The sequence below is a fragment of the Kitasatospora sp. NPDC056327 genome, from assembly GCF_042261735.1.
GTDB lineage: Bacteria > Actinomycetota > Actinomycetes > Streptomycetales > Streptomycetaceae > Kitasatospora.
Map to the genome: position 1 here is coordinate 1 of NZ_JBHJRC010000279.1, position 11107 is coordinate 11107.

Consider the following 11107-nt stretch of genomic DNA (forward strand, 5'->3'; position numbering starts at 1 on the left):
GGTCTGGCAGGAGTCCACCAGCCAGATCTGGCGCTGGAAGCCGGGCACGAGGTCGGTCGTGAAGGCCGTCAGCCAGGCGTTCAGGTCCAGGTTCCGCCGGTCGTCCGGGCCCGGTCCTCCCGGCGTGCGGGGCTTCGGCGGTCCCGGGGCCTCAGCCCTCCCGGGGCCGTTCGCGGGGCGGCAGGGCCGGGCGGCGCAGGTCCGGCCGCGGCGTGTCGGCCGGCGGCGGGACGGCGGCCGGGGCGTCGTCCAGCAGTTCCAGCGCCAGCCGCACCGCCGTGACCAGCTCGGGGTACCGCCCCGCCGCCCAGTCCCGGGGGGTGCGCAGCACGTGGACGTCCGGCTCCACGCCCCGGTTCTCCACCGACCAGCCGAGCCCGCCGGTGAACCAGGAGGCGTTCTTCGGCACCGAGATCTGCGTCCCGTCGCCGAGCAGGTGCCGCCCGGTCATGCCGACCACCCCGCCCCAGGTCCGGTTGCCGACCACCGGTCCCAGGCCGAGCAGCCGGATGGCGGCGATGACGACGTCGCCGTCCGAGCTGGTGGCCTCGTCGGCGAGCGCCACCAGCGGCCCGCGCGGGGCGTCGCGCGGCCACCGGACGGGTTCCCGGCCGCGGCTGAAGTCCCAGGCCAGGACGTGACGGGTGAGCTTCTCCAGGACGAGTTCGGAGACGTTGCCGCCGGCGTTGCCGCGTACGTCCAGGACGAGCGCGGGCTTGTCGAACTCCCGCCGGACGTCCCGGTTGAACTGCGCCCAGCCGGAGCCGCCGAGGTCCGGGATGTGCAGGTAGCCGCACCGTCCGTCGCTGAACTCCCGCACCAGGGCGCGCCGTTTGACCACCCAGTCCTGGTAGCGGACCGGCCGCTCGTCGGTGAGCGGGGTGACGGTGATCCGGCGGACGGTGCCGTCCGGGCCGCCCCGGCGCAGGGTGAGCTCGACGCTCGTCCCGCCGGTGCCGGCGAGCAGCGGCAGCGGCCCGCGCAGCGGGTCGACGGGCCGTCCGGCGACGGCGAGCAGCTCGTCGCCGGCGCGCACCCCGTGGGTGGCGAGCGGGGAGCGGGCGCGCGGGTCGGAGGACTCGCCGGGCAGGATCCGGTCGACCAGCCAGCGCCCCTCGGGGGAGCGGTGGGCGGCGGCGCCGAGCAGGCCGAGCGGCTGCTGGGCGAGCGCGGGCCCCTCGCCGCGCCGGGACGGGGTGACGTAGGCGTGCGAGGTGCCGAGTTCGCCGAGCAGTTCGCGCAGCAGGTCGGCGAAGTCGTCGGGGCCGGCGATCCGTTCCAGCAGCGGCTCGTACTGGGCGACCAGCGCGGGCCAGTCCAGCCCGCTCATGCCGGCGTCCCAGAACTGGTCGCGGACGATCCGGGCGGCCTCCGCGTAGGCCTGGCGCCACTCGGCGGCCGGGTGCACGGTGTGGGTGATCCGCCGCAGGTCGACGGTGGTGCCGGCGGACGGCGCGGCGACCGGGAGGACCCGCAGGGTGCCGGCCGAGTAGACGGCGACCGAGCCGCCGTCGCCGGAGACGGCGTACCCGTCGAGCCGGTCGGCGAGCGTGGACCGGGAGCCGCGGGCCAGGTCGAAGTACTCCAGGGAGGGGCGGCCGGAGGTGTCGTCGGGGTTGGTGAAGGTCTGGCCGAGGACACCCGAGATGGGCCAGCGCAGCCAGACCAGCCCGCCCCGGACGGCGTCGGTGGCCGAGTACTTGGAGGCGAGCACCGGGAACGGGATCAGCCGCTCGCCGATGCCCTCGGCCTCGACCCGGACGGTGCCGTCGCCGCCGCCGTCCCCGTGCGGGGCGCCGTCCTCGTCGGGCGCGGCGAACGGGGACGGCGTGTCCGCGGTGAGCGGCACCAGGTAGGGGCGGCAGCCGAGCGGGAAGGAGAGGTCGCCGGTGTGCACGTCGTGGACGGGGTCGAAGCCGCGCCAGGAGAGGAAGGCGAGGTAGCGGCCGTCCCGGGTGAAGACGGGCTGCTCGTCCTCGAAGCGGCCGTCGGTCACGTCGGTGACCGGGGCCGGGGCGTCCGCGCGGGTGAGCCGGACGCGGCGCAGCGAGCGGCCGGCGGCCGGCTGGGACCAGGCGATCCAGTGCGAGTCGGGGGAGAAGCGCGCGCCGGTGACCGGGCCGTGGCCGGAGGCGGCGAGTTCGCGGACGGTGCCGTCGGTGGCGGTGACCAGCAGCAGCCGCCCGTCGGAGGTGGTGGCGGCGAGCCGGGTGCCGTCGGGGGCGGCGGTGAGTTCCAGGACGCGGCCGAGCCGGCCGGCGGCGAGGATCCGGTGGCCGTGCGGTCCGGGGGCGTGCTCGTGGCCGGGCAGCGGCACGATCTCGACGGCGTCCTCGCCCCGGGAGTCGGTGATCCAGGCGGCCTCGCCGGTGCGGCCGAGCACGACGGGAAGCCGGGTGCGCACGCCGGGGGTGTCGGCGAGCGCGCGGGCCGGGCCGTCGCGGTGGGTGAGCCAGTACTGGCTGCCGCGCACGGTGATCACCCCGGCCCGGCCGGTCGCGTCGCAGGCGAGGTCCTTCACGTGCGAGGCGGCGCTCACCTGGTACGGGCGCCGGCCGGCCCGGGCACCGCCGAGCGGGACGCGCAGCCGGCGCGGGGCGGGGGCGTCCAGACCGTCCAGCAGCCAGAGGTCGCCGGCGTGCTGGTAGACGATCCGGGTGCCGTCGGTGGCGGCCTCGCGGGCGTAGTAGGAGGCGTGGTCGGTGTGCCGGCGCAGGCCGGTGCCGTCGGGGCGGCAGGAGTAGAGGTTGCCGATGCCCTCGTGGTCGGAGAGGAAGGCGATCCGGCCGCCGTCGGCGGCGGTGACCGGCATCGGGGAGGCGAGGTGGCCGGGGAGGCCGTCGAGGATCCGCTCGCCGTCGACCCAGAGCCGGCCGGTGGCGCCGCCCCGGTAGCGCTTCCAGGCGGCGGGCTCGTGCGGGGCGGCCCCGGTGAGCAGCACGGTGCGCTCCGCGCTCACCTGGGCGTCGCCGACCGGTCCCCAGGGCATCCGGCGGGCGGGGCCGCCGTCGGGGGGCAGGGCGTGCGCCCAGGTGTAGTGGCCGAAGGGTTCGTGGAAGGAGGTGACGGCGAGCAGTTCGCCGTCCGGCAGCCAGCCGCGCAGCCGGGTGTCCTGGCTGCCCCAGTGGCTGAGCCGCAGGGCCTCCCCGCCGTCGACGGGGGCGGTCCAGATCTCCGGTGCGAGGCTCTGCCAGGCGGTCCAGGCGAGGGTGCGGCCGTCGGGGGAGAACCGGGGGTGGCTGACCCGGGTGCGGTCGCAGCTGACCCGCCAGGCCCGGCCGGCGGCGGTCGCGCCGGGGTCGAGCGGGGCGATCCAGACGTCGTCCTCGGCGGTGAACGCCAGCAGGCCCCCGCGCAGGTGGGGGTGGCGGAGGTAACCGGGTGACGTCACCCCTCCATGCTTCGACGGGGTGTCACGCACGGCAACCCGAACCGCCCCCGACCTGCCGCTCCGGAAGCCCGAACCGGTCTGGACCATTGACACCGTACGGCCGAATCCACTTCAGTGGTCTAGTCCAACTCGTATGTCAGGCCGCGCCGTTCCCCCACCACCGGTGCGCGCCGACGCATGCCTCCGGACACCCCCACACCCGCGCCTCCGCGAGGAGTCCCCCCCATGCGCAGAACCCCTGTGACCCCCACGTCACCCGCCCCCGCCCGCCGCTCGCGCGCCGCGCTGGCCGCCGGCACCGCCTCGGCCGTCGCCGCGGCGACCATGGCCGCCCTGACCCTGGGGCTGGCACCCAGCGCCTCGGCCGGCGAGTTCCTGGTCAACGGCGGCTTCGAGAGCGGCGCCCTCGGCCCGTGGAGCTGCTCCGCCGGCACCGGCAGCGTCGCCACCGGCCAGGCCCACGGCGGCACCTACGCCCTGGCCGCGGCCGCCTCGGCGGGCGACACCGCCCGCTGCGCGCAGACCGTCACGGTCGCGCCGAACACCGCCTACACGCTCAGCGCCTACGTCAAGGGCTCGTACGTCTACCTCGGCGTGGACGGCGGCACCGCCACCTGGACGCCCGGCACCGGCGGCGCCTACCAGAAGCTGAGCACCACCTTCACCACCGGCGCCACCCAGACCAGCGCCACCGTGTACACCCACGGCTGGTACGGCCAGGGCACCTACTACGCGGACGACGTCTCGCTGGACGGCCCCGGCGCGCCCAGCCCGACCGCCACGCCCACCGTCACCCCGACGGTCACCCCCACGGTGACGCCCACCGTCACCCCCACGGTCACCCCGACCGTGACCCCCACCGTGACGCCCACGGTCACCCCGACCGTCACGCCCACCACGCAGCCCGGCTCCAAGACGCTGGTCGGCTACCTGCACGCCAGCTTCGCCAACGGCGCCGGGTACACCAAGGTGGCCGACATCCCGGACTCCTGGGACTTCATCAACCTCTCCTTCGGCGAGCCGACCTCGGTCACCTCCGGTGACATCCGGTTCAACCGCTGCCCGGTCACCGAGTGCCCGACCGTCGAGTCCGACGCCGACTTCAAGGCCGCCATCGCCGCCAAGCGGGCCAAGGGCAAGAAGGTGCTGATCTCGATCGGCGGCCAGAACGGCCAGGTCCAGCTCACCACCACCGCCGCCCGGGACGCCTTCGTCAGCTCGGTGTCGGCGATCATCGACAAGTGGGGCCTGGACGGCCTGGACATCGACTTCGAGGGCCACTCGCTGTCGCTGCAGACCGGTGACACCGACTTCAAGAACCCGACCAGCCCGGTCATCGTCAACCTGATCTCGGCGATCAAGACGCTCAAGGCCAAGTACGGCCCGAACTTCGTGCTGACCATGGCGCCGGAGACCTTCTTCGTCCAGCTCGGCTACCAGTACTACGGCTCCGGCCCCTGGGGCGGCCAGGACCCGCGCGCCGGCGCCTACCTGCCGGTCATCCACGCCCTGCGCGACGACCTGACCCTGCTGCACGTCCAGGACTACAACTCCGGCTCCATCATGGGCCTGGACAACCAGTACCACTCGATGGGCGGCGCCGACTTCCACGTCGCGATGACCGACATGCTGCTCAAGGGCTTCCCGGTGGCGGGCAACACCAACAACGTGTTCCCGGCGCTGCCCGCCTCCAAGGTCGCCATCGGCATGCCGGCCACCACCAACGCGGGCAACGGTCACGTCGGCCCGGCCGAGGTCAACAAGGCCCTGGACTGCCTCACCAAGCTGACCAACTGCGGCAGCTACGTCCCGAAGGCGGGCGCCCAGCCCGGCCTGCGGGGGCTGATGACCTGGTCGATCAACTGGGACCAGTTCGCCGGCCGGGAGTTCTCGAAGAACTTCGACTCCTACTTCCGCCGCTGAGGCGAGGAGGGCCGGCCGTCCGGCGGCCGGCCCTCCCGACGGCCGGAGGTCCCGGTGGGCGCCGGCCCGCCCGGGGCCTCCGGCCGCACCGGTGCGGCCGCCGGGCGGCGGTGGGTGAACCCGTCGCTCAGCGGTCCACCCGGACCGCCGCCAGGTACTCCGCGATCGCGTCCCGGTTGCGGGTCAGACAGGCGATCCGCGCGCTCATCCCCGCCAGCTCCGCCTCCAGGGTGGCGATCATCTCCGGCTCGGCGTCCTCGAAGTGGATCGCCCGGGGCTTGTCGAGGCAGGGCAGGATCTGTTTGATGATCCGGGTGGGCAGCCCCGCGTCGAGCAGCCCGCGGATCTGCAGCACCCGGTCCACCGTCGCCCCGTCGTACGCGCGGTAGCCGTTCGCACAGCGCGCGGCCACGATCAGCCCCTGCTCCTCGTAGTAGCGCAGCAGCCGCCGGGACGCCCCGGTCCGCTCGGACAGCTCGCCGATCCGCATGTGTGCCCCACCTCACAGCCGGCCCGATTGACCCTCACATCAGTGTGAGCGTTTGAGCATAACGGCCATGCGGACCACCGACCGACCCGCCGCCGACACCCGGCGCACCCTGCCCCTGCCCGCGCTCCTGGCCCTCGCCACCGCGGTCTTCGTCACCGTCCTCACCGAGACCCTGCCCGCCGGCGTCCTGCCCGCCATGAGCGCCGACCTCGGCGTCGGCGAATCCGCGGCGGGCCAGGCCGTCACCGTCTACGCGGTCGGCACCGCCGTCACCGCCGTCCCGCTCACCGCGGCCACCGCCGGCTGGGGCCGGCGCCGTCTGCTGCTCACCTCGATGGCCGGCTTCGCCGTCGCCAACACCGTCACCGCGCTGTCCGGCAGCTACCCGCTCACCATGGCCGCCCGGTTCGTCGCCGGGGTCGCCGCCGGCCTCGCCTGGGCGCTGCTCGCCGGGTACGCCCGCCGGCTCGCGCCGCCCGGACTGCAGGGCCGGGCCATCGCCGTCGCCATGGCCGGCGCGCCGCTCGCCCTCTCGCTGGGCGTGCCCGCCGGGACCTTCCTCGGCGAACTGCTCGGCTGGCGGGTGGTCTTCCTGCTGATGACGGTCACCGCCGTCGGCGTGACCGGCTGGATCGCCGTCGCCGTCCCCGAGGTGCCCGGCCGGGCCCGCGGCGAACGGACCCCCGTGCTGGGCGCCCTCGCCGTCCCCGGCGTCGCCCCGGTGCTCGCGGTGACCCTCGTCTTCGTCCTCGCCCACACCGTCCTCTACACCTACATCGCGCCCTTCCTCGACCGGCGGGGCCTGGGCGGCGCCACCGGCGCCGTGCTGCTCGCCTTCGGCGTGGCCTCGCTGGTGAGCATCTGGGTGACCGGCGCGCACATCCACCGCCGGCTGCGCGCGCTCACCCTCGCCGCCACCCTGCTGGTCGCCGCCGCGGCCGCCCTGCTCGGCCTGGCGGCCGGCAGCACCGCCGCGGTCTACGCCGCCGCCGTGCTCTGGGGGCTCGGCTGGGGCGGTGTGCCGACCCTGCTGCAGACCGCCGCCGGCGAGGCGGGCGGGGAGCAGGCGGACGCCGCGCAGACGATGCTCGTCACCCTCTGGAACGCGGCGATGGCCGCCGGGGGCGTGGCGGGCGGCCTGCTGCTCGACCGGCTCGGCAGCGGCTCCTTCCCGTGGGCCGTGCTGCTCCTGCTGCTGCCCGTGCTTGCGGTGGTCCTCGCCGCCCGCGTGCACGCCTTCCCGGCCCGCCGGCCGGGCACCGCCTCCTGACCGCGTCCACGCCCTCCCGGCCCCGGCCCCTTCCGGTGCCGCCCCGGTCTCAGTACCCGCCGCCGTACGACGGGTCCCGGGGCGGCATCAGCCCGCCGCGGTAGGAGATCGCCACCGCCTGCGCCCGGTCACGGGCGTCGATCTTCGCCAGGATCCGCTTCATGTGGGTCTTCACCGTCGACTCGGCGAGCACCAGCAGCGCGGCGATCTCCCGGTTCGACCGCCCCTCCGCCGCCAGCCTCAGCACCTCCCGCTCGCGGGCCGTCAGCTGGGCCAGCCGGACGTCCTCGGGCTCCGGCGGCGGCTGTTCGCCGCCCCGGCCGACCACCTGGGCCACCAGGTCCCGGGTGACCGCCGGATCCAGCACCGACTCGCCCGCGGCCAGCGTGTGCACCGCGTCGACCAGCCGCTCGGCCGAGGCCCGCTTCAGCAGGAAGCCCGCCGCGCCGGCCCGCAGCGCCCCCCACACGTAGTCGTCGTGGTGGAAGGTGGTCAGCACCAGCACCCGGGTGGGCAGCCCGGCCGCGGTGATCCGCCGGGTCGCCTCGACCCCGTCCACCCCCGGCATCCGGACGTCCATCAGGACCACGTCCGGCAGCAGCGCGCGGCAGAGGCCCACCGCCGCCAGCCCGTCCGCGGCCTGGCCGACCACCTCGATCCGGTCGTCGGTCTCCAGCACCAGGGACACCCCGGCCCGCAGCAGGGCGTCGTCGTCGGCCACCACGACCCGCACCCGTGCGGCGCCCGGGCCGCCCGGCCCTCCGGCGGCCGTCACGGGACCGGCAGCTCGGCGCGCAGCCGGAACCCGCCCGACTCGCCCGGCCCGTGCTCCACCCGGCCGCCGAGGACGCTGACCCGCTCGGCCACGCCCAGCAGCCCGCGCCCCGGCACGTACCCGGCGGGGGCGCCCCGCCCGTCGTCCCGCACCTCGACCCGGAGCCGGCCGCCGGCGCACCGCACGGTGACCTCGACGCTCCGGGCGCCCGCGTGCTTGACCGTGTTGGTGAGCGCCTCCTGCACGACCCGGTACGCCGACACGTCCAGGCTGCGCGGCACCCGCCGGGCGGCCTGGTCGACCCGCGTCCGCACCAGCAGCCCGGCCTGGCCGAGCCGGTCGGCCAGCCGCTCCAGATCGGCGATCCCGGGCTGCGGCGCCGCCCCCTCCGGGTCCCCGTCGGCCGCGCCGCGCCGCAGCAGGCCGAGGACCCGGTCGAGGTCGTCCAGTGCCTCCCGCCCGGTGTGCTCCATTCCGGAGAGCAGCTCCCGGGTGCGCTCGGGCTCGCGGTCGAGCAGCCGGCGGGCCGCCCCGGCCTGGACCAGCACCACGTTCAGGGTGTGACCGACGGAGTCGTGCAGCTCCCGGGCCAGCCTGGCCCGCTCCTCGGCGATCACCTCCCGGCGCAGCAGCAGCCGGGCGGCCTCGCGCTGCTCGGCGCGGCGCGCGGTGCCGTAGCCGACCGCCCAGCCGAGCAGCCAGAGGAACAGCACCCCGGCCGGGATCACGGGATAGGCCCGGCCGAGGTCGGCGAAGTACGCGGCCATCCCGAGCAGGGCGGCGAACGGCCCGAGCCAGGCGCGCCGGCGGGTCGCGTACAGACCGAGCGAGTAGAGGCCGACGAGGTCGGCGTACGGCGAGACCGGGCTCGGCAGCACGAACAGTGCCTCGGCCGAGAGCGCGGCCGCGCCTGCCAGGTAGCCGGCCAGCGGCCTGGTGCGGCGCACCGCCAGCGGGCCGGCCACCGCCGCGCTCAGTGCGAGGGCGAGCGGCAGACCGCCGCGCAGCTCGTCGGCGGCCCCGATCCGTTCGGCCGCCATCAGCAGCAGGAACCCGCCCGCGAGGACCGCGTCCCACGTCCGGGCGGACACCGCGCGCAGCGCCCGCGCCGGGGTGTCGGCCCGGAACCGGGCCCCGGTCCGGCGGGCCGTCCGCCCGCCCGGGGGAAGGCCGCCGCCGTCCGGTCCGGGGGCGTCCGGCCCCGGACCCGGCCCCGGGACCGTTCCGGGGGCGGGGAGGCGCGACGGTGCCGCGGCGGTGCCGGCCGTCCGGGTGCGCGGCGGGGAGGTCATGGCGGCTCCGGTGTCCGGGGGAGTGACCGCCGCGCGGTGGTGCGGGCGTACGGGCCGTACGGTAGCGGCGGCCGCCCGGCCCGCGCATCGCCCTGGTGGGGTATTGCGGACCCGTCCGGACGGGGGTCGCGGCCCGGCCGGGGACCTCCTCCGGGGGTGCCCGGGCCGTCCGTCCGGGGCAGGTCCCGGGACCCCGCCGGGCGGACGCGCACCGGTGGCCGCGGTCCGTAGCGTCCGGGGCCATGAACACCCCGGAGTCCCGCGTCCCGACCGTCCCCCCGCCGACCGCCCCGCCCGTCCCGCCGCCCCCCGCCGCCCGGCCCGCGCAGCGCCGCGGCCGGGGCGCCCGGGCGGGCTGGTGGACGGTCACCGTACTGGCCTTCCTCACCGCGCTGTTCACCGCCCGCTACCTGACCCTCGACCCGGAGGTCTTCCTCGACCAGCAGCGCGCCGTCTACCTGGCCAACCGGGTCCCGCTCGCCCTGCACGTCGGCGGCGGGCTGGTCGCGATCCTGCTCGGCCCCTGGCAGTTCCTGCCCCGGCTGCGCGCCCGCCGCCCGGGGCTGCACCGCCTGACCGGCCGGCTCTACCTGCTCGCCGTGCTGGCCACCGGCACCGGCGGCCTGCTGCTGGCCCCCCGGGGACTGGTCGGCCCGGTCGCGCCGATCGGCTTCACCGCGCTCGCCGTCCTGCTGCTGCTCTCCTCGGCGCAGGCCTTCCGCTTCGCCCTGCGCCGCGACCTGGTCCGCCACCGGGCCTGGGCCACCCGCTCCTACGCGCTGATCCTCGCCGCCGCCACCCTGCGGATCTGGCTCCCGGTGGCGGACCTCGTCGGCATCCCGTTCGAGCAGGCCTACGCGACCGTGGCCTGGACCTGCTGGCTGATCAACCTGGTGGTGGCCGAGCACCTGATCGGCCGGTTCCCGCGACCCGCCGCGGCACCGCCGGCCGGGTGACCCGGCACCTCCGGCGGCGTCATGACGACCTATCATCCAGCAATGACCACCGCAGAGTTGATCCGCATCGTCTCCCGCTCCTCGCCGATGGCACTCGCCCAGGTCGACCGGGTCAGGGCCGAACTCGCCGTCCTGCACCCGGGGGTGCGTACCGAGGTGGTGCCGGTGACCACCTCCGGCGACCGGTGGATGGGCGACCTCGCCCGGCTCGGCGGCAAGGGGGCGTTCACCAAGGAGGTCGACGCCGCGCTGCTCGCCGGCGAGGCGGACCTCGCGGTCCACTGCCTCAAGGACGTGCCGGCCGACCGCCCGCTGCCGGCCGGCACCGTGTTCGCCGCCTACCTGCGCCGCGACGACATCCGGGACGCGCTCGTCCACCCGGGCGGCCTCACCCTGGACCGGCTGCCGGCCGGCACCCGGATCGGCACCTCCTCGGTCCGCCGCCGGGCCCAGCTCGCCGCCTCCCACCCGCACCTGGAGTGCGTGCCGATGCGCGGCAACGCCAACAGCCGGCTCGCCAAGCTCGCGGCGGGGGAGGCCGACGCGCTGCTGCTCGCCCTGTCCGGGCTGGAGCGGATCGGGGAGAGCGGCCGGATCAGCGAGGTGCTGACGCCGGAGGTGATGTGCCCGCCGATCGGCGCCGGGATCCTCGCCCTCCAGTGCCGGGTGGAGGACACCGCCACCATCGACGCGGTCTCCGGCCTCGGCGACCAGCCGACCTGGCGGGAGGCGAGCGCCGAACGGATGTTCCTGCACGTGCTCCAGGGCCACTGCAACTCCCCGATCGCGGGGTACGCCCGGGCCGAGGAGGACGGCCGCCTCTCGCTGCGCGGGCGGGTCTTCACGCCGGACGGCAAGCAGGTCCTGGACGCCCACGAGTGGGCCGGTTCGCTGAGCCCGGAGGACCTCGGCACCGCGACCGCCCTCGCCCTCAAGCGGCAGGGCGCCTCCGAGCTGATCGCCGCGATCCCGCACTGAACGGGACCGGCCGGCGGCGCCCCGGACCGGGC

General features: G+C 76.4%; 8 protein-coding genes. 4 read left to right on the forward strand and 4 right to left on the reverse strand.

Annotated elements, in window-relative coordinates; genetic code table 11:
- Window positions 1-151: 151 nt before the first annotated feature.
- The gene (locus ACFCX4_RS29385; protein WP_376148837.1) at window positions 152-3478 is read right to left on the reverse strand and encodes a S41 family peptidase; all 3327 of its coding nucleotides are present in this window, start codon (window positions 3476-3478) and stop codon (window positions 152-154) included.
- Window positions 3479-3616: 138 nt separating this feature from the next.
- On the opposite strand from ACFCX4_RS29385, the gene ACFCX4_RS29390 reads away from it, so the two are divergent.
- Window positions 3617-5314 (forward strand): chitinase, encoded by a 1698-nt coding sequence (locus ACFCX4_RS29390; RefSeq protein ID WP_376148840.1) that lies wholly within the window; start codon window positions 3617-3619, stop codon window positions 5312-5314.
- Window positions 5315-5441: 127 nt separating this feature from the next.
- Here the strand turns inward: ACFCX4_RS29390 and ACFCX4_RS29395 are convergent, their stop codons facing one another.
- Window positions 5442-5804: a MerR family transcriptional regulator gene (locus tag ACFCX4_RS29395; protein WP_376148843.1), complete on the reverse strand. Its 363-nt coding sequence runs from the start codon at window positions 5802-5804 to the stop codon at window positions 5442-5444.
- Window positions 5805-5871: 67 nt separating this feature from the next.
- Here ACFCX4_RS29395 and ACFCX4_RS29400 point away from each other — a divergent pair, with 67 nt between their 5' ends.
- On the forward strand, window positions 5872-7074 hold the full coding sequence (locus tag ACFCX4_RS29400) for an MFS transporter (protein ID WP_376148846.1): 1203 nt from the start codon (window positions 5872-5874) through the stop codon (window positions 7072-7074).
- Between the two features lie 49 nt (window positions 7075-7123).
- Here the strand turns inward: ACFCX4_RS29400 and ACFCX4_RS29405 are convergent, their stop codons facing one another.
- Together ACFCX4_RS29405 and ACFCX4_RS29410 are read right to left on the reverse strand one after the other, a co-directional pair.
- On the reverse strand, window positions 7124-7849 hold the full coding sequence (locus ACFCX4_RS29405; protein ID WP_376148849.1) for a response regulator: 726 nt from the start codon (window positions 7847-7849) through the stop codon (window positions 7124-7126).
- A complete protein-coding gene (locus tag ACFCX4_RS29410; protein ID WP_376148851.1) occupies window positions 7846-9141 on the reverse strand; it encodes a sensor histidine kinase in 1296 nt (431 codons plus the stop codon). The genes ACFCX4_RS29405 and ACFCX4_RS29410 overlap by 4 nt, the downstream gene beginning before the upstream one ends.
- A gap of 242 nt (window positions 9142-9383) precedes the next feature.
- Here ACFCX4_RS29410 and ACFCX4_RS29415 point away from each other — a divergent pair, with 242 nt between their 5' ends.
- A complete protein-coding gene (locus tag ACFCX4_RS29415) occupies window positions 9384-10097 on the forward strand; it encodes a DUF2306 domain-containing protein (protein WP_376148854.1) in 714 nt (237 codons plus the stop codon).
- 42 nt (window positions 10098-10139) lie between these two features.
- Entirely contained in the window at window positions 10140-11075 is a 936-nt protein-coding gene (gene hemC, locus ACFCX4_RS29420) for a hydroxymethylbilane synthase (RefSeq protein ID WP_376148857.1), read from the forward strand.
- Window positions 11076-11107: the final 32 nt, after the last annotated feature.

Excerpts from the sequence above, each read along its gene's own strand:
- ACFCX4_RS29385 (WP_376148837.1), bottom strand. The coding sequence starts at position 3,478 with ATGGTCCAGACCGGTTCGGGCTTCCGGAGCGGCAGGTCGGGGGCGGTT.
- ACFCX4_RS29390 (WP_376148840.1), top strand. The coding sequence starts at position 3,617 with ATGCGCAGAACCCCTGTGACCCCCACGTCACCCGCCCCCGCCCGCCGC.
- ACFCX4_RS29395 (WP_376148843.1), bottom strand. The coding sequence starts at position 5,804 with ATGCGGATCGGCGAGCTGTCCGAGCGGACCGGGGCGTCCCGGCGGCTG.
- ACFCX4_RS29400 (WP_376148846.1), top strand. The coding sequence starts at position 5,872 with ATGCGGACCACCGACCGACCCGCCGCCGACACCCGGCGCACCCTGCCC.
- ACFCX4_RS29410 (WP_376148851.1), bottom strand. The coding sequence starts at position 9,141 with ATGACCTCCCCGCCGCGCACCCGGACGGCCGGCACCGCCGCGGCACCG.
- ACFCX4_RS29415 (WP_376148854.1), top strand. The coding sequence starts at position 9,384 with ATGAACACCCCGGAGTCCCGCGTCCCGACCGTCCCCCCGCCGACCGCC.
- hemC (WP_376148857.1), top strand. The coding sequence starts at position 10,140 with ATGACCACCGCAGAGTTGATCCGCATCGTCTCCCGCTCCTCGCCGATG.